The 17662-nt window shown below is 60.3% G+C and carries 20 protein-coding genes and 1 pseudogene; 8 read left to right on the top strand and 13 right to left on the bottom strand.

The window, feature by feature from the left end:
* Positions 1 to 3: 3 nt before the first annotated feature.
* Complete coding sequence (locus PH551_RS06740) at positions 4 to 768, top strand: FadR/GntR family transcriptional regulator (protein WP_085781452.1); 765 nt, start codon at positions 4 to 6, stop codon at positions 766 to 768.
* Positions 769 to 836: 68 nt separating this feature from the next.
* Here the strand turns inward: PH551_RS06740 and PH551_RS06745 are convergent, their stop codons facing one another.
* The 7 genes and pseudogenes from PH551_RS06745 to PH551_RS06770 form a co-directional block, all read right to left on the bottom strand.
* Positions 837 to 2621, bottom strand: a complete 1785-nt coding sequence (locus tag PH551_RS06745; RefSeq protein WP_285192365.1) for a thiamine pyrophosphate-requiring protein — start codon at positions 2619 to 2621, stop codon at positions 837 to 839.
* Positions 2622 to 2736: 115 nt separating this feature from the next.
* On the bottom strand, positions 2737 to 2994 hold the full coding sequence (locus PH551_RS06750) for a hypothetical protein (RefSeq protein ID WP_245362264.1): 258 nt from the start codon (positions 2992 to 2994) through the stop codon (positions 2737 to 2739).
* Positions 2995 to 3045: 51 nt separating this feature from the next.
* Positions 3046 to 3132, bottom strand: a pseudogene (locus tag PH551_RS32885) (DUF2934 domain-containing protein); the annotation flags it as partial.
* A gap of 51 nt (positions 3133 to 3183) precedes the next feature.
* The gene (locus PH551_RS06755; RefSeq protein WP_285192366.1) at positions 3184 to 3711 is read right to left on the bottom strand and encodes a DUF4142 domain-containing protein; all 528 of its coding nucleotides are present in this window, start codon (positions 3709 to 3711) and stop codon (positions 3184 to 3186) included.
* Between the two features lie 102 nt (positions 3712 to 3813).
* Entirely contained in the window at positions 3814 to 5796 is a 1983-nt protein-coding gene (locus tag PH551_RS06760) for a protein-L-isoaspartate(D-aspartate) O-methyltransferase (RefSeq protein WP_285192367.1), read from the bottom strand.
* 61 nt (positions 5797 to 5857) lie between these two features.
* Positions 5858 to 6382: a DUF4142 domain-containing protein gene (locus PH551_RS06765; RefSeq protein ID WP_285192368.1), complete on the bottom strand. Its 525-nt coding sequence runs from the start codon at positions 6380 to 6382 to the stop codon at positions 5858 to 5860.
* A gap of 120 nt (positions 6383 to 6502) precedes the next feature.
* Entirely contained in the window at positions 6503 to 7909 is a 1407-nt protein-coding gene (locus tag PH551_RS06770) for a cytochrome B6 (RefSeq protein ID WP_285192369.1), read from the bottom strand.
* A 213-nt stretch (positions 7910 to 8122) separates the two neighbouring features.
* On the opposite strand from PH551_RS06770, the gene PH551_RS06775 reads away from it, so the two are divergent.
* The 3 genes from PH551_RS06775 (at position 8123) to PH551_RS06785 (ending at position 10660) form a co-directional block, all read left to right on the top strand.
* Positions 8123 to 10021 carry an APC family permease gene (locus PH551_RS06775; RefSeq protein ID WP_285192370.1) on the top strand — a complete coding sequence of 633 codons (1899 nt, stop codon included), beginning with the start codon at positions 8123 to 8125 and terminating at the stop codon, positions 10019 to 10021.
* 75 nt (positions 10022 to 10096) lie between these two features.
* Entirely contained in the window at positions 10097 to 10342 is a 246-nt protein-coding gene (locus tag PH551_RS06780) for a hypothetical protein (protein WP_285192371.1), read from the top strand.
* Positions 10343 to 10396: 54 nt separating this feature from the next.
* Complete coding sequence (locus PH551_RS06785) at positions 10397 to 10660, top strand: hypothetical protein (protein ID WP_064712032.1); 264 nt, start codon at positions 10397 to 10399, stop codon at positions 10658 to 10660.
* A gap of 71 nt (positions 10661 to 10731) precedes the next feature.
* Here PH551_RS06785 and PH551_RS06790 read toward each other — a convergent pair whose 3' ends face one another.
* A complete protein-coding gene (locus PH551_RS06790) occupies positions 10732 to 11532 on the bottom strand; it encodes an SDR family NAD(P)-dependent oxidoreductase (RefSeq protein ID WP_097599714.1) in 801 nt (266 codons plus the stop codon).
* A gap of 11 nt (positions 11533 to 11543) precedes the next feature.
* The gene (locus PH551_RS06795) at positions 11544 to 12713 is read right to left on the bottom strand and encodes a zinc-dependent alcohol dehydrogenase (protein ID WP_285192372.1); all 1170 of its coding nucleotides are present in this window, start codon (positions 12711 to 12713) and stop codon (positions 11544 to 11546) included.
* 271 nt (positions 12714 to 12984) lie between these two features.
* Here PH551_RS06795 and PH551_RS06800 point away from each other — a divergent pair, with 271 nt between their 5' ends.
* On the top strand, positions 12985 to 13191 hold the full coding sequence (locus tag PH551_RS06800) for a hypothetical protein (protein ID WP_285192373.1): 207 nt from the start codon (positions 12985 to 12987) through the stop codon (positions 13189 to 13191).
* 18 nt (positions 13192 to 13209) lie between these two features.
* Here PH551_RS06800 and PH551_RS06805 read toward each other — a convergent pair whose 3' ends face one another.
* Positions 13210 to 13932, bottom strand: coding sequence for a metallophosphoesterase family protein (locus tag PH551_RS06805; protein ID WP_085781463.1), 723 nt, complete (start codon positions 13930 to 13932; stop codon positions 13210 to 13212).
* A gap of 10 nt (positions 13933 to 13942) precedes the next feature.
* Entirely contained in the window at positions 13943 to 14749 is an 807-nt protein-coding gene (locus PH551_RS06810) for a nucleotidyltransferase family protein (RefSeq protein WP_085781464.1), read from the bottom strand.
* A gap of 186 nt (positions 14750 to 14935) precedes the next feature.
* Here PH551_RS06810 and PH551_RS06815 point away from each other — a divergent pair, with 186 nt between their 5' ends.
* Genes PH551_RS06815 through PH551_RS06825 form a run of 3 tightly spaced genes read left to right on the top strand, consistent with a single transcriptional unit; the run spans position 14936 to position 15518 of the window.
* Positions 14936 to 15157 (top strand): hypothetical protein, encoded by a 222-nt coding sequence (locus PH551_RS06815; protein ID WP_285192374.1) that lies wholly within the window; start codon positions 14936 to 14938, stop codon positions 15155 to 15157.
* Complete coding sequence (locus tag PH551_RS06820; RefSeq protein WP_285192375.1) at positions 15154 to 15351, top strand: hypothetical protein; 198 nt, start codon at positions 15154 to 15156, stop codon at positions 15349 to 15351. The genes PH551_RS06815 and PH551_RS06820 overlap by 4 nt, the downstream gene beginning before the upstream one ends.
* Positions 15348 to 15518, top strand: coding sequence for a hypothetical protein (locus PH551_RS06825; protein WP_285192376.1), 171 nt, complete (start codon positions 15348 to 15350; stop codon positions 15516 to 15518). The genes PH551_RS06820 and PH551_RS06825 overlap by 4 nt, the downstream gene beginning before the upstream one ends.
* A 4-nt stretch (positions 15519 to 15522) precedes the next feature.
* Here PH551_RS06825 and PH551_RS06830 read toward each other — a convergent pair whose 3' ends face one another.
* Positions 15523 to 16548, bottom strand: coding sequence for a Gfo/Idh/MocA family protein (locus PH551_RS06830; protein WP_285192377.1), 1026 nt, complete (start codon positions 16546 to 16548; stop codon positions 15523 to 15525).
* The gene (locus tag PH551_RS06835; RefSeq protein WP_085781467.1) at positions 16545 to 17534 is read right to left on the bottom strand and encodes an MDR/zinc-dependent alcohol dehydrogenase-like family protein; all 990 of its coding nucleotides are present in this window, start codon (positions 17532 to 17534) and stop codon (positions 16545 to 16547) included. The genes PH551_RS06830 and PH551_RS06835 overlap by 4 nt, the downstream gene beginning before the upstream one ends.
* Positions 17535 to 17662 lie beyond the last annotated feature (128 nt).

Consider the following 17662-nt stretch of genomic DNA (forward strand, 5'->3'; position numbering starts at 1 on the left):
CACGTGGTTGACGCAAACGGCGAATCTTTGAACGCGGAAGCCGGCCCGCCGGGCAAGCCCGAACGCGGCAAGGCCGTCAAGCTGGTCGACCGTGTCTTCGACCAGCTGCTCGAGCGGATCCGCGGAGGAAACTATCCGCCGGATTCACGCCTTCCAGGCGAACACGAACTGGCCTCGATGCTGGGTGTTTCCCGGCCTATCGTCCGCGATGCGCTGGCACGGCTGCGCGATCAGGGCATGGTCTATGCCCGGCAAGGCGCGGGCACCTTCGTCAGCGCGCATGGGTCGCCGACGACGCAACTCGCTTATTCGCCTGTTAAAACCATTGCCGATATTCAGCGCTGCTACGAATTCCGCCTGACCATCGAGCCGGCCGCCGCCTATTTCGCCGCCAAGCGCCGCAATGAGCAGGCCATCCAGAAGATCGCCAGCGCCCTTGCGGATCTGCGCGAGGCAACCAGCCATCAGCTTCACCGGGCCGATGCCGATTTCACTTTCCATCGCGCGGTGACGGAGGCTGCCAACAATCATTATTACACGGCCTCGATCGATGCACTGAAAGCCCATATCGCCGTCGGTATGCATCTCCACGGCCTTTCCCTGCTCGGCCCCCGCCAAGGGTTAGAACAGGTCTATGAAGAGCATAACGCCATCTACAAGGCGATCGCCGATGGCAGGCCGGAGGATGCGCAAAGGTTGATGAAGGCGCATCTCGAAGGTTCTCGCGACCGTCTCTTCGAGGGCAGGGTGCTCGACCTGTCCTTCTGAGGCACCCCCGGTTGCAACCTGCGTAAAGGGGCGGCGTCCAAATGCTCGCGGCGAAACGATGCGGTGAGCTACCGCCGTGACAGGATGCCGGCAAAGAGCTGGCGGAAGGTGCCGGCAATGACTCCTGCTTCATGTGGATCCCCCGTCATCAAGGCAGAGGTGATGTTCCGCATCTGCTCGAAGCTGATGTGCGGCGGCAGCGGCGGCACTTCCGGATCGGTCTTTACTTCGAGGATGACGGGGCAATTGGCGCTCAGAGCCTCTTCCCACGCGGCGCCGAGCTGAGCCGGCTGGTCGACGAAGATGCCGCGCAATCCGATGAGGTCGGCGAACTTGTGGTAGGCTACGTCTGGAATGGATTGCGACGCGTTGAACTTCGGATCGCCCTCCATCACCCGCTGCTCCCATGTCACCTGGTTCAGATCCTGGTTGTTGAAGACGCAGATAACGAAAGTCGGATCGGCCCAGTCCTTCCAGTATTTGGCAACGGTGATCATCTCGGCGAGATTGTTCATCTGCATGGCGCCGTCGCCGACCAGGCCGATGACGGGGCGATCGGGATGAGCGAATTTGGCGGCGATCGCGTAGGGGACGGCAGCTCCCATCGATGCCAGGCCGCCGGAAAGCGAGCCCTTCATGCCGCGGCGCATCTTCAGGTCCCGTGCATACCAGTTCGCGCAGGAACCGGAATCGCTGGTGACAACGGCATTTGCCGGCAGCCGCGGCGAAAGTTCGCTGACGACGCGCTGCGGATTGACGGGATTGGCGTCGACGTGGGCGCGCTCGTCCAGGGTCTTCCACCAGGAGGCGACGTCTTTCTGGATCGTTTGCCGCCAGCTGGTATCAGGATTTTCCCGCAACAGAGGCAGCAGCGCCCTGAGCGTTTCGGCCGCATCACCCGTCAGGTTGAGCTCCATCGGATAGCGCAGCGACAGCATGTCGGGATTGATGTCGATCTGCACGCCCCGCGCCCGGCCTTCCTCCGGCAGGAATTCGGAATAGGGAAAACCGGAGCCGATCATCAGCAGGGTGTCGCAGTCGCGCATCAGGTTCCATGAAGGTTCCGTCCCGAGAAGGCCGATCGAGCCCGTCACCCATGACAGGTCATCCGGCAGAGCGGCCTTGCCGAGCAGGGCCTTGGCAGCGCCCGCCTGGAGGCGGTCCGCAACGGCAATGACCTCGTCCGTGGCGTTGAGCGCGCCGGCGCCGACGAGGATCGCCACTTTCTTTCCCGCGTTCAGAATATCGGCCGCGGCCTGAAGATCGTCTCCGTGCGGAAAGACTCGCGGCGGGCGGTAACCCGGACCCGAATGCACGGTTCCATGCTTTCGCGCTGGCTCCTCATAGGGCATTTCCTGCAGATCGTTCGGCAGAATGATCGCTGTCACCGTCCGGTTTGCAAGTGCGATGCGAACCGCGCGGTCGATCAGATGGCGCACCTGCGCCGGGGCGGAAGCCTGCTGCACGAAATCGCTCGCGACATCCTTGAAGAGGGCGGCAAGGTCGAGCTCCTGCTGGTAATGTCCACCGAGCGCGCGGCGCGCCTGTTGGCCGACAATGGCGAGAACCGGCTGATGGTCCATGCGAGCGTCGTAAAGACCGGTGATCAGATGGGTAGCGCCGGGTCCCGAGGTTGCGATGCAGACGCCGAGTTCGCCTGAGAACTTCGCATAGGCGGCTGCCATGAAAGCCGCCATTTCCTCGTGCCGTGCCTGGATGAACTCCATCTTGTCGGATGCGCGATGGAGCGCCCCGAAGACGCCGTTGATGCCGTCGCCGGGATAGCCGAACATACGTCGCACACCCCATTCGCCAAGCCGTGCCACAAGAAAATCGCCGACAGTTTTCGCCATGGATGCTGTTCTCCCGGGATCGTGTGGAATGTGCTGGAAGCGGATCTACTCCGGATCAAGCCGCAGTTTCGGGGCCGGGCCAATCGATTCGACCCGGTCTGTTTCAGCCGTGGGTTTAATCGCGGAGGCGGCCCCAAGACGGATCCCATTCGACGTCCTCGACAAGTTCGACGAAGACGGGCTGGCTGCTGTTGCCTCTATGGGACTCTGCCAGTTTGAATGCCGCCTCGGGCTCCATTTCCTCGCCGGGATAGACCGTGTCATCCAGGTCGCCTTCCGCGACCTTGCGAACATATCCCCGGATCTGGTTGCTCGATCGATAGAGTTTGATGATCAGCGACCCTGCCGGCGCCGCGCCATGGGAATATCGGATGTATTCCCGACCATCTTGCGCCGGGTCAGCCGGCTCGTCGCCCGCTCGATACCAATGTGCGAGGTCCTGACCTTCCGGGCGTCCCTCGCTTTCCCCAATCCGGTAGGCGCGGATCCTTCTTGTCTCCTCATCGATCATCCTTGCCTCCCGGCGGGCCTCATGATCGCCTTGACCATGCGGTCTTGCCGCTTACTTGTTGAGTTCCTCGGCCATCTGGAGATGATGTTCCAGAGCGGGGCGCGTGCTTGCAGCCCATGCCTTCAGTTCTGGATTGTCCCCTTCGTCGCCATAGCGCTTGAAGAGATCGACCGCGTTCTCATGGGCAGATTCCTGGTCGGAGTGATATTGCTTGTTGAAATCGGCTCCTTGCAGTCTGTTCAGCTTGTCGAGCATGCTTTTCTGATCCGACGTCATGGCGCTTGGAAGCGCTGTCTTGACCTTGCCGCCGGAAACCAACGCCTTGAGTTCTTCGCTGGTCTTCTGATGGTCGGTGAGCATCTGCTGCGCGAAGGCCTTAGTCGCATCGTCGCCACGTTCGATCGCAAGCTTGCTGGAGGCGATTTCGAACATGTCGCTTGCGGCTGCTTCCTTGACGAAATCTTCCGTTTTCGGCGGCACGCCGATCAGGGAATTGACCCCGCTCTTTTCGGCAGCCGATTGCGCAAAGGCCGGAACAGCAAGAGAGAGGGCGAGCGAAGCGATAACAAAGTGTTTCATGAGGATCTCCTGGGTTGGTAATCGCCAAACTTGCGGGCAGGCGCAGAGTTCCCGCCTTATCGCGTTGTTGATGATCGCTGTTCGTTCGACAGAGGCCGGGGCTTAGAACCCAAAGGGAAACGTTTCCGGATCCGATGTACCGGACTCCGGTGCCATAAGCGGTGAAAGCGCTCGAGTTTCATCGAACCAGAGAAATGCATCATATTGCCGCGACAGCGATGTCGACATGTAATGGCTCAGCCGTTCCGTTTCCGGCCGGTAGATGACGCCGATGAAGCGCTGAAGCCGCTGTTCGACGAGGCTTGCATGCAATTCTTCATCGGCCGCGAGGTCGAGAAGAAATCGCGGCTTTCCGGAATCGTGACAGAGACGCTCGTAGCTTTGCGGCAGGGACGGATTGACTTGCTTCTTCTCGGCCTGTCCATCCCAGTCGTTTGCCGCGATCACCTCACCGGAATGCGTTCCCAGTCCTATGAGGCTTGTCATTCCATCGAAACGCTGCCGGCACAGCTGGCCAAGGTTCAGTTCGTCGCGGGCGGCTGCCATATCGGTATAGCGGGCATCGCCGATATGCGAGTTGTGCGCCCATATGATGATCTTTGCCGTCGGACCGTGGAAGTCGAGGAGATGCTCCACGGTATCGGCCATGTAGGTGTCGCGGAGATTCCAGGCCTGAGAACCGCCGTAATACATGATCCGGTAATACCGCTCGGCTGCGGCTAGCAACCGCGCCGACTGGGCGGCGTTCAGAAAGTCATGACCGTCTGAGGCAGCGTCGTCCAGGGAGCGCGCCAGCAGCTCCGTGCATTGCCTTAGCACCGCCTCCTCGCATGATCTATAGGCATCGGTAAGCACGGCCCGGCCGTAAGTCGCCGGATCGCTCTGCCAGGGGCTGAGGCAGCCATAGCGTTCCCTGGCAATTTCGGCGGTTTCCGGGCTGACATTTTCGAGATAGTCGAGGACGGAGCGGATCGATCCCGACATGTTGTAGAGATCCAGGCCGTAGAACCGAACCTGATCGGCGTGTAAACCCTTGCGACGCTCATTATCCCTCTTCAGCCAGCCGAGGAACCGCGAAAATTCCAGGTTCCGCCACATCCACTTGGGAAAACGGCTGAATGGCTGATCGCCTTTCGACGGCTGACCGTTTATCCAGCGGTCGACCGCCACGGCGTCCGGCCAATCCGCTTCGACCGCCACCATGTTAAAGCCGTGATGTTCGATCAGGTGACGGCTGATGGCCGCGCGCGCCTCATAGAATTCGGCCGTGCCATGGGTGGATTCACCAAGCAGAACGATACGGCTTTCGGCAAACCGATCGAAAAGGGCGGCAAAGCTCCGGTCGTCGACCGAGGGAAATTCTTCCGCCACGGCCGCGATGAGTTTGTCAGGCGCTTCCTCCATGCGCGATGACGGGGCTGCCGCCGTGTACATCGGATGTGCGGCAGTCCAGGCATCCTCGCCGATCAGGGGAACGAAGAAGACGCCGCCGAGATCCTCCTCCTCGAAGGTGGTTGCACCGGTGCGCGTGATGCGTTTCAGCCGCTGCTCTTCACCTCGGCCGACCGGGATGATGAGGCGCCCTCCGAGATCCAGCTGCTCCTTCAAGGAGGCCGGAACCTCCGGTGCGCCCGCCGACACGATGATGGCATCGAAGGGAGCGGCTTTGGCCCAGCCCTTGCTGCCGTCGCCGACCCGGACGTCGATGTTGCGGTATCCGAGCTTGTCGAATCGCTCCCGGGCCTGAACCGCCAATCTTTCATGCCGTTCGATGGAATAGACGTGTTTTGCGATCCGGCTGATGAGGGCCGAGGCGTAGCCGGAACCGGTTCCGACCTCCAGAACCTTGTCGCCGGCGTCCAGATCGGCTTTTTCGATCATCAGTGCGACGATGTAAGGCTGCGAAATTGTCTGCCCCTCGCCGATCGATAACGGGGCATCCTCATAGGCGAATTCCTCGAAGCCGGGATCGACGAATTTTTCGCGCGGCACCATCCGCATAGCTCGGGTGACGCTTCGATCGCGAATGCCGCGACCCACGACATGATGTTCGACCATGTGGTCTCGGCTGCGGGTCATATCCATGGATCACCTCCACTCTCAAGGAGAACAGCTGAAAGCAGGCGGTTGTTCCGGGGCAATGGCGCTATTGCGGCTTCGGCCCGCTTGCCGCCATGGCTTGCGCGGGCAACCGGATTGCCGCGCCCGTCAGCTCGGCATTGATTTCCTGCGCGCGTCTGAGGTGATCGAGCACGATTGGCAGCATCGACGCCGCCAGACGTTGCATTTCGGCGTCTTCACCGAGGGAGATTTCCCAAGCCAGCAGTTGCGCCGTCTTCTGATGGTCGACGATCTGTGCCTTGATATAGGCAATATCGAACGGCGTGCCGCTCAGCTTGTCCAACTGATCGCGAACCACTTGATGATCCGGATTGAGCGTCGCGGGAAGCGGAATCTTGGCAGCCTCAGCCAGCTCTTTCAGCTTGGCGTTGGCCTCCGTGTGATCGCGAACCATCACCTCCGCGAACTGTTTGGCGGCATTCGCTTCCGCCTTGCCGGACGCCATCCTGCCCAGCTCTACCTCCGCCAGCCCGCCGGCGGCTGCGAGCTGCGCAAATAGCCTGTCCTGGTTATTGGTCTGATGCGGAGCCGGAACGCCGGGCTTCGACATCTTTGTGTCGGCGCCCATTCCGGCCGGATTGCCGATCTGAGCGAACGCAGTGCTGCTGAGCAGCATGATCGTGGTGAGCACGGCGATAGGGTTGCGGTACACGGGCCTCTCCTTCATGCCTCACAGCGTCAACAGGTAGGCGACGAGATCCTTCTTTTCCTGTCCGGTCAGTTTGACCCCGAGGACAAGATTGAAGAATTCGACGGTGTCGGCGAGCGTCATCAGCCGGCCGTCATGCAGATAAGGAGGCGAATCCTTGATGCCGCGCAGCGTGAAGGTTTTGATAGGGCCATCAGGCAGCGTGACGAAATCATTGTAAACCTGCCCGATCCTGTAAAAGCGCTCGAGCTTCAGGTCATGCATGTTGTTGTCCATGAACTCCGTCTGCGGAAAGTGGCAATCGGCGCAGCGTCCCTTGCCCATGAAGATTTTTTCGCCGGCCAGTTCCTGGGAGGTGGCGAGCGCGGGATCCAGCCGACCGAACGGGTCGAGCTTCGGAGCGGGTGGGAAATCGATGATATTTTGCATCTGCGCCATCATCGCGACCTGGTTCGGGCGGTCGGGAAGATTGACGCCTTTGCGTGTCGCGCTGACATGGTCGCCGTTGAAGTAGGCCGTTCGCTGTTCGAATTCGGTGAAGTCTTCGACCGACCGCAGCGAGCGCTTCGATCCGTGAATCTGCTGGTTGAAAAGGCCGCGCAGGCTCGTTGTATCTAACCGGAAACGGTCCGCTTGCGGGCGAACATCCGGGGTCAGGTGAAAGGCTGCATTGGTGTGGAAATTGGCATGACAGTCGAGACAGGCGACGCCCATGCTCTGGTCCGCGACCTTCCTGTCCTCGGTCTGGTTGAACTCTTCCTGCGGAAAGGGCGTCAGAAGCAGCCGCAGCCCTTCCATCTGAACCGGCGTGATGATGCCGTTCATGTTCTCGTAGAAGTTCTTGATCGTCAGCAACTGGCCACGGGAAACGTCGCCGAGCTCCGGATGGGTAGTCAGAAAGACAGGTGGCGGGAATTCCGGGGTGAGGTTGTCGGGAAGGTCGAAATCGACGTCGAAGCGGCGGAGATCCCGCATTTCCCTCGCATTTATCTCATCGATCTGGCGATTGGGAAAAACTTGCCCGCCGGTCGCCTGCTTCACATGCGGCAGGGGCAGGAAGCCTTCCGGAAGCAGGTTCTTCTCCTTGATCTCTGCCGGTGTCATGTCCGCCAGCTGATCCCAGCTCGTGTCCGCCGGAAGCTTCACGCGGATGCCATCTTGCACCGGCTTCATGCCCCCCGACATCATGACCCCCGGCATCGGCTTGTCCGCCAGATCGTAACGCCGCTCCAGAAGGGTGCGCTGCCGTTGAGCGACCTCGGGTTTCTGCGCCTCGTCGATTTTCCTTGCCTCGAAAAACGGCATGGTCGGCAAAGGCCGATAGGTAGTGTCGGGCGGTAAGGGGTCTGACAATGCGCCGGCAGCAAGGACGCCGACACCGGCAAAAGAGGCCGCGTAAAGCAGTCCAACAGCGTGAGATTTCCGCATGTTCCCTCTCCTCTGCTCGCGGGTTGAGCTGGCGTCCGAACTGCACGCGCAACTAATTGTTCCGCACAATTCGCGTGCGGTCTGCAGTTTCTGGTGGATCGGTTCGGGGGCAGCGGACTGTCCCGTGCCGGGAATAGCCTATGCCGCGGCGCCGGGAACCCGAGCGAGCGCCGATTGTTGGTTATCGCCGTCAGCCCCGGGATAGGAATAGAAATGAACCTCGCGACTTTCCTGTTTGGTCGCCGTCTCGCCAATCGCGAGCACGAAGACAAGAAGATCGGTTGGATAGAGGCAGTGCCCGCAATGGGGCTCGATGGCTTGGGTTCGTCGTCTTACGGCCCCGAGGCAGCGCTCACCATTCTCATGCCGCTGGGGGCGCTCGGTCTGACCTATATCGGGCCAGTGATGGGCTGCATTGTCGCTCTGCTGACGATCTTATATTTCTCCTACCGGCAGACGCTTGCCGCCTACCCGACGAATGGCGGCGCCTATGTGGTGGCGAAGGAAAATCTGGGGGAATATCCGAGCCTGCTTGCTGCTGCGGCGTTGATGATCGATTACGTCTTGAATGTCGCTGTGGGCGTTTCGGCAGGAGTCGGAGCGCTTGTCTCGGCGTTACCGGGCCTTCATCCGTACATTCTGCCTCTCTGCCTCGTCGTCGTCCTCATCGTCATGCTCGCCAATTTGCGCGGAACGGGAGAGGCCGGTTGGCTATTTGCACTGCCGACCTACCTCTTTATCATCTGCTTCCTGGGCGTCATCGGCTACGGCCTGATCGCGATGGCCCTGGTGGAGAAACCTGCACCCGTCGTCTCCCCGCCTCCGCTGAACCCGATAGCACAGGGCGCGACCATATGGCTGCTTATGCATGCATTCGCCAGCGGCTGCACGGCGATGACCGGAGTGGAAGCCGTCTCCAACGGGATGGGGTCGTTCAGGCAGCCCGTCATGCGGAACGCCTATATCACGCTCAGCGTCATCGTTGTCATTCTCGGTCTGCTTCTCGGCGGTATTGCCGCCATTGTCAGCGTCTTCGAAATCGGCGCAATGGATCAGACGAAAGAGGGCTATCAGAGCGTGCTGTCGCAGCTGATTGCCGCCGTCGCCGGCCATGGCGCGTTCTACTATATCGCGATGGCAAGCCTTCTCAGCGTTCTTTGCCTGTCGGCCAATACCAGCTTTGTCGGCTTCCCACGTCTTTGCCAGATGGTCGCCGCCGACGGCTATCTCCCCAAGGCCTTCGCCCAGCCGGGACGCCGGCTGGTATTTACTGTCGGCATCCTCTTCCTTTCCGGCTTCGCCACGCTGCTTCTGATCGTTTTCGGAGGAATCACCGATCATCTGATCCCGCTCTTTGCAATCGGCGCATTCTTGACGTTTACGATTTCTCAAGCAGGGATGACCGTTCACTGGCGCCGTCATCCCAAAAGATACACCGCAAAGCTGACGATGAACGCGGTCGGCGCGGTTTCGACAGGTGCGGCGCTCATCATCATCCTGATCGCCAAGTTTGCGGAGGGCGCGTGGATCACCCTCATCACGGTCCCGGTGACCATTGCCATTCTGAAATCGATCAAGAGCTACTACCGCTCGCTTCAACGCGAACTCAGGACGCCTGGTCCTATCACCGTCGAAGATATCGAGCCCCCAACCGTTCTCGTCGTAACCGAAACATGGAACAGGTTGAGCGAACGCGCCATCAAGTTCGCACTGACGATCTCGCCCGATGTTGTCGCCGTCCATTTCATCCGCCTCGGTGGGCCCGATCGGGAGGAGGGTGAAAAAGCGCTTCGCGAGGAATGGCGCATCGAGGTGGAAGAGCCGATCGCCGCCCACGGGCTGAAGCCGCCGCGGCTCATGCTCATCCCAGCGCCTTATCGGCAACTGCATGAGCCGCTTTTGCGGCTGATCGAAAAGCTCGATGCCGATAGTCCGGAGAGGCGGGTCGCGGTTCTGATCCCTGAAACGGTGAAAGACAAATGGTGGCAGAAGCTGCTGCACATGAACAGGGCAGGACGGCTAAGGGCAAAACTGGTCAAGCTTGGAGGTCCCCGCCTGACGGTGGCGACGGTTCCCTGGCGGCTATATCGGGAGGAGCAGGCGGCGGCGTGAGGGGCCTTTGCGCCGCCCCGTGGCGGAACTTAGTGTGCGGAGGGAAGTTGGACAGGCATCAGCAAAGAGGCGCCGATGTCCGCGAATCCACTTATGACAGAACCGGTCGAAGAGCTTGCCACCCGCCTCGAGGCGATGACTGACGACGAGCTGTTCTTGACCATGAGCGCGCTGGAAAAAGCGAGCAATGCCGCCAGGAACGATGCGACGGCAGAGGTTCTTTTCCGGATTGCTTTGACCGAGGACGAGATCGAGCGGCGTTATCCTGGCCAAGTGCTCGCGCCCTATCGTGACTGGAAGCAAAGACAACCGCTGCTGTAACCGCGTGAGCCATGGCAGCACCATCGCTCAAAACCAAGAGGAATGGAGGCTTCAATGAGCAGTTCTGAGACAACGACGGATCACAAGAAAATCCGCAAATGGGCGGAGGAAAGGGATGGCAGGCCGGCGGCTATCCGGACTCGCGGCAAAGGCGGCGTTCTCCGGATCGATTTCGGCGAAAAGGAAGAGGAATTCGACGAGATCGACTGGGACGAATTCTTCAAGATCTTCGACGAAAACAAGCTCGCCTTTCTTTACCAGGACAAAACCAAGGACGGAAAGACGAGCCGCTTCAACAAGTTCGTCGAGCGCGACTGAGCGCTCGACCTCATTGGCTTTGGTCGCTGCCGTGATGATGGCGGCGACCAGTCGTTTAGGCAAGCTGCCATCTATTTTGTGCCCGAACCGGGCTTTGCCACCTTCGAATGCTGATGGGCGAGCACGCTTGCCGGCGTGACATTGGCAACGGCAGCTTGGAGCTTGTTCTTCCAACCGCTCACAACATCGCCTTCGCCGTCCATCATCGCGTCATAGCCGATGCGCGCGACTTCGCCGGCGTCGTCCTTCTTCGACTGACCGATCGCCGTATCCAGAAGACCGGCGCGTTTGAAGAACTCGGTTTCCGTCGCCCCCGGCATGAGGCAGCTGACGGTGACGCCGGAATCCTTCAACTCCTCGCGCAAGGCGAAGGAGAAGCTGTTGATGAAGGCCTTGGTGGCGTTATAAACGGCCTGGTAGGAGCCCGGCATAAATCCGGCGATCGAGCCTGTCAGCAGGATGCGGCCCGCGCCGCGGCTGCGCATCTGGTTGCCGATCTGATGGATCAGGTAGATCGTTCCGGTGATGTTGGTTTCGATGACCTTGCGCGCCTCATTGAAATTCTGGTCGAGGAAACCTTCGCCGATGCCGCGCCCGGCATTGGCCATCAACAGATCGACCGATCGGCCGCTCGCGGTGATGCGCTCGGTCAGCCGGTCGACACCTTCAAGCGTTGAAAGGTCGGCCTCGACAGCATCGACTGAGGTGCCGAATGCCTTGAGATCGGCGGCCGCCTGGTTGATCCGCTCCTCGTCGGCGGCAACGATGAGATCATAACCGTCCCGGGCCGCACACTTCGCCAGTTCGTAGCCGATGCCGGTGGAGGCGCCGGTGACGACCGCCAGGCCTTTGCCTGATTGACGATCAGCCATCATGTTTCTCCTTAAGGTTTTAGGACGACCTTGATGCAGCCGTCCTGCTTGTCGCGGAACGTCTTGTAGAGGGCCGGACCGTCTTCCAGGGTGCCGCGATGAGTGATGACGAAGGACGGATCAATGTCGCCCTTTTCAATACGCTCCATTAGGATCGGCAGATAATGCTGGACCGGCGTCTGGGCCATTTTGAAGGTCAGGCCCCGGTTGATTGCCGAACCCATCGGAATCTTGTCGAGAAAACCGCCATAGACGCCGACGATCGAGACCGTGCCGAAGTTGCGGCAGCAGTGGATGGCCTGACGCAGCACATGCGGGCGGTCCGTGCCCATGAACATGGCGACCTTGATGCGGTCGAGGCGCGAATCCCAGCTGGCGGCTGCTTCGGCTTCGGTTCCGACGGCATCGATGCAGGCGTCCGCACCTCGCCCGTCGGTCAATTCCATGATCTGCTCGTAGACGTCCTTGTCCATGAAATCGAGGGTGACGGCGCCGGCCGCTTGCGCGAGCGCCATCCGCTCGGGCACTGCATCGATGGCGATCACCCGTTCGGCTCCGAGCAGGAAGGCCGAGCGTATTGCCATCTGGCCGACCGGGCCGCAGCCCCAGATCGCGATCGTATCGCCAGGCTGGATGTTGCAGAAATCGGCCGCCATATAACCGGTTGGGAAAATATCCGAAAGAAAGAGCACCTGCTCGTCGGAAAGCCCTGCCGGCACCTTGATCGGCCCGACATCGGCATAGGGCACGCGCAGATATTCCGCCTGTCCGCCGGCATATCCGCCAAGCAGATGCGAGTAGCCGAACAGGCCTGCCGGCGAATTGCCCCAGAGTTTCGCGACCTTGGCTCGATCGGGATTTGAGCGCTCGCAACCGGAATAGAAGCCGCGCTTGCAGAAGAAACATTCGCCGCAGGAGATGGTAAAGGGCACGACGACGCGGTCGCCGACCTTGAGCTTGGTATTGTCCTTTCCGACTTCCACCACTTCACCCATCGTCTCATGACCCATGATGTCGCCGCTGTGCATCTCCGGCATGACACCGTCGTAGAGATGCAGATCCGATCCGCAGATCGCGCAGGCCGTGACCTTGATGATGGCATCGCGTCCGTCCTGGATCTGAGGATCGGGGACGCTGTCACAGCGGATGTCATGCTTGCCGTGCCACGTCAGAGCTCTCACGATGGTTCCTCCTCGCCGGTCGCCAGCGCATCGGTCCGAAAATTGGAATCGATTTTCGGAAAGTCCGATGCGCAGATCCATGGTGTTAGAGCGTCTTTGAGGGTCCGAAAGGGACGCGCAGCGCTCTAATGGCGCTTCAACCTCAGCTTCGGAGAAATGTTCCCGGCGATGCAGGGCTTTCATGGTCACGGGCCCTGGGCCGCCTCAGGGGAACCGGGGACCATCCAGTGAGTTCACTCCGGAAGGGTCGCAACGTTTCAAGGAGAAAATCATGACCTCCCCCAAACATGCCAAGACCACGAAGCCAAGCGATATCGACCTTACAGACGATCCGGGCATCAGCCGTTCGCGGGGCATCGTCGCGCCGCCGGACGACGAAGCGATGCAGGCCGAAAACACCGTGGAAGGCGATACGGCCAACGACACGACGCCTCAGGGCAGTGTGAATCCACGCCGTCGTGGACGCACCAACAAATAAGCGTGATACTCGGGCCAGTCAGAGATCAAGCAACGCGTAAGTCTTGCCGGTGGGTTTCTCGATATGGGCCGCAACATTGTAGACGGGGGCGCCGCCCGGCGTGCGGCCCTCATAGGATCCCCGGTGGGCATGACCGTGTACGACCGCATTGACGCGGAATCGGTCGATCGTTTCGGCCAGCCGTGAAGAGCCGAGAAACGGATAGATTTCCAGGGGTTCGCCCGCCACTGTTTCGGCAATCGGCGCGTAGTGCAGGATGACGAGGGAACGATCGGAGCGGACTTGGCGCATCGCGTTTTCCAGGCGCATTGACTCCTCGACGCTTTCGGCAACCATCGCCTTGATCGCCGCCTCACCGAACGAGCCGAGCATGTGTCGCCCGAAGCCGCCGGCAAAGCCCTTGACGCCGACGAAACCGACGCCGGCGACTTCGGCCGCCTGGCCGTTGAGCAGTTTCACGCCGGCATCCGTCAGCACCCGGCAGACGTCATCGACCTGGCCGCTCTCGTGATCATGGTTGCCAAGGACGGCGACTGTCGGCACGGTGCAATGGCGCAGATCGCTCGCAAGCAGTTCGGCTTCCTTGGGCTTGCCGAGATCGGTAAGGTCGCCGGCGATGACGAGAACGTCGGCCACGGAGGAAATCTCCGCGAACAGATCCTTGTAGGACTTGGCGCCGTCTTCAGTCACATGAAGATCGGCCACCGCCGCAATTCTCACGCTCTTTCGCTGTTCATCCATTACGGTTCTCCTAATCTCCTCGCAATTCACCTTCGCCGCCGACATCGGCAAAACCCCATTCCTTCACGTCAATTTCGAAATCCACGCGGGAATACATCCGGCCGCGGCATATTTTCATTTGCGGCAATGGCAGCTCCTGCTGCGCCTTGAGCCGATCCAGCAGTTCGTCCAGCAGCCATTGCGGAATCTTGTCTCGCTCGGTCGGGTAGATCCACCTGAAATTGAGAAGATGGATGAGGAGGACTTCCCAGTGGACTTCCAGATAAGCCAGCAGCTTGCGCCAATCGATGGAGTCATGTGCCTTCAAAATGACGTGCGCGATATCGGCGCCATCATAGCGGTGGCGCAGTTGGACAAAGCACTTCGACCAGACCAATTCGGTCGGGCTGACGATCCTGACCGTGTGGCCGCACATCTTGACCCTGCGCGCATCCTCGAACCAGTCGTCGCCGACCGGCATCGTTCCGTTGGAGGAGGCAAAGATGACGTCAAAGAAATGGTTGCCCTTGAAGACCTTTCCGAGCCAGCGCTCGTCTTCGACTTCGACCGTGTAGCCCTTGGATTTGAAATGGCCGAGGATGCGCGCGTAGTCGCCCGCTTTGCAAAATATGTCGAAGTCCTTCGTCTGGCGCGAAATGCCCGTATAGGCGCAGACGGCATAGGTGCCGGCGACCAGAAACGGGATCTGCGATCCGACGAGCTCTCGGACGGCCTGGGTCACGAACGGCTCGGCGTCGGGATCGATGAGTTCCGGAACCGCCTTCACTTTCATGAGCGTGTTGTTGTTTTTGTCTCTTTCGGCACTTCGAGCGGTCATCGTCGATCCCAGTGATTGATACGCAAAGCAACACTTGGATGGCGTCTATGTTCCGCCGCGCTCCATCCTGACGATGAGCTCGGAGAGGACATGCCATGACACCCCCGGGTCATTCCGGAACTTCGCCAGCGCCGCGTCGTTTGGCAAAGGGCGCGTAACCGTCCCCAGAATTGAACGGAGGCTGTCATGGACAGAAAAGCAAAAATATCGACCGGCACGAATGACAGGCCCAGAAACGAGACCATTGCTGAAAGCGGCCCCGGCATTCCCGATGATAGCGGCCGGACGGTTGAAGTGACGGATGCGGAAGCAAGGCGCATGAAAGCGTCGCTGCTGCGCGATCGGCTCGACGAACTCAAGGAGAAGCTCGATGAAGAGACGGAGCTTCCGCAAAGGGGCGCGCCATGAGCGAGGTGAGGAAAGGCGGCTCTTTCCCTTCAGGAATGAGCCACGATAACTCCCAGCCGCCGCGGCGCATGATGATATTCGTCGTCTCAATCTTCCTGATCGCCTGCCTTGTCGCACTCGCATTCACATGGATGACGCATCCCGGCGAACCGGACGAGAAATCACCTGCCGCGACGACGGAGCAGAAACCATGAGCGATGGGGATAAGGATCCGGTTCAGCGGCCGTCGTCATCTTCCGTGGGCAAGCGCACGAGGCTCAATGCCGGCAGGATAGCACTGATCCTGGTCGGCACGGTCGCCGTCGTCGCATTCACCCTTTATGCGACGATAGTGCTTTACGGCCTTATCAAGGGCTCCTGATCGATTACATGCCGGCGCAGTAGATACCGTCGATCGCCTCCGCCACTGCGATAAAATTCTCACACGCGGGATCGTAGCGCTGGCCTCCGGCGAGCTTTCTTGCCCAATCCACGGCAGCCCTTCCGCCCCAATCATCCGGGGGGAGGGCCAGAGTTTCGCTCGAAGTGCCGGACATCCTGACGGCCGTAAAATCGTAGAATGAGCCATGGACATTCCTGAGGGAGGCCCCTCCCTCCGTTCCGAAGAAATCGGCGCCGATCTCGGCGTCACAACCGGCATTGAGACGCCAGGAGCATGTCAGTCGGATGATTTCGCCGCCGGCAAGCGTCAGCGTTGCGGCTGCAAAATCCTCGACCTGACCGTTGTTTTCGAGCCTTTTCCCACCGGCTCTCAAAGCGCTCGTGACATTGGTGACGGAGGGGAAATCGAGGCACCATAAGGCCAGGTCGACGAGGTGAACGCCGAGATCGATGACGCAGCCGCCGCCGGACTGGCTCTTATCGTAAAACCAGGGTTTATCCGGGCCATAGGCGTTGTGGAAAGTCAGATCGGCCGCAAAGATCTTTCCAAGGGCATGCGAGCGGATGAGCTGCCGGATCTGCTGCATGCCTTGCGTGTGTCGATAGGAAAGATCGACGCCAAGCAGCCTGTCGGCGGTTCTGGAAGCATCGACGACAGCCCTGACCTCGGATGCCGTTCGGCCAAGCGGCTTCTGGCAGAAGACGGCAAAGCCTGCCCCAAGGGCGCGGATCGACTGTTCGGCATGTGTGGCGCTCGGCGTTGCGATCACGACGCCGTCGAGCTCCTGCGCCAGCAGCCCGTCCAGATCGGCGACGATCTTGGCATCCGGGGCAAGCGCCAGGGCCTCTCGGGCCATATTTGTTGAGGGGTCGGCGATGGCGACAGCCTCGGCCACGCCGCTCCCGAGGATCGCTTTCATCCGATGCCGGCCGATCCAGCCTACGCCGAGAAAGCCGAGCTTCAGCCGTTTGGCGTTCGCCGCATTTTCTTCGGAAATCAACACATTCATGAATATTGCACCAGAGCCTTGAGAAAACCGTTAGGCCGGTCGCGAGTCGTGTTGAGGGCGTCGTCCAGCCTCTCCAGCGGATAGATATGCGTGTAGAGCGGCTGCGGATCGATCCGGCCCTGGCGCACGGCTTCTATGGCGTCGCGAATGCCTTTGATATAGACGGCCGGCTCGCGCTCATGAGCGTTGATGACGTCGAGCCCGCGCCAGTTCCAAAGCTGCATGTTGATTTGACGAGGCCCGTCCTGGTGATAGCCGGCAATGATCAGTCGCCCCCGTTCCTTCGTAAGCTCGCCCGCCAGGTCGAGCGGCCATTGTTTGCCGACGGCTTCGATGACGCAGTCGCAGAATTTTCCGCCCGTAAGTGCTTTGACGCTCTCGATGATTTGCCAATGATCGTCCATCGGAATGGTCTCGGCCGCTCCCATCTCTCTCGCCACCTCGAGTGAATAGGGCCGGCGCGAGATGGCGATCACCCTTGCGCCGGCTGCCGCGGCAAGCCGGGTGAGGAGGGCGCCCAGGAAACCGATGCCGATAATGACGACGGTCTGGCCGCGCTCGATGTTGCTGCGGCCGAAGATGTTCATGGCGCAGCCGAGCGGTTCGCCCGGAAAGGGCTTGCCATCCAACTCCTTCGGCAGTGATGCGACCATCGAGGCATCGGCAATGTCGTGCGTGGCGTAGGCATGGTAGGAAAGAGCGGCAACCCGCTCTCCCAAGCGAATTCCCGTGACATCGGGGCCAATGGCATCGACAATACCCCAGCCCTCGTGGCCTAATCCACCCGCCTCGGTGGGGAACGTCATCCAGTCCGGTCCGGCCCAGGGCGTGAGGTTCGAGGCGCAGACGCCGCATCCTTCCAGTTTAACCCTGACCTGGCCCGGACCGGGTTCGGGCAGGGGGCGGGTCTCCACCGAGATATGTCCGGGGCCGGTGACGATGGCAGCCCGCATGAGCCCGGCCTTCTGTGTCGCCGCAATGTCCATGAGATGTCCTCCATGTGGCACCCCTAGAACAATAGGCCTCCTGAAGAGTTCCGGTAGAGCTCAAAGAAGTCATTGATGATGAAGTCAATAAAGATGTCATTGAAGCAGGAAAGATGTCATTGAAGCAG

This window comes from Rhizobium atlanticum (assembly GCF_030182485.1).
In the GTDB taxonomy this organism is placed as follows: Bacteria; Pseudomonadota; Alphaproteobacteria; order Rhizobiales; family Rhizobiaceae; genus Rhizobium.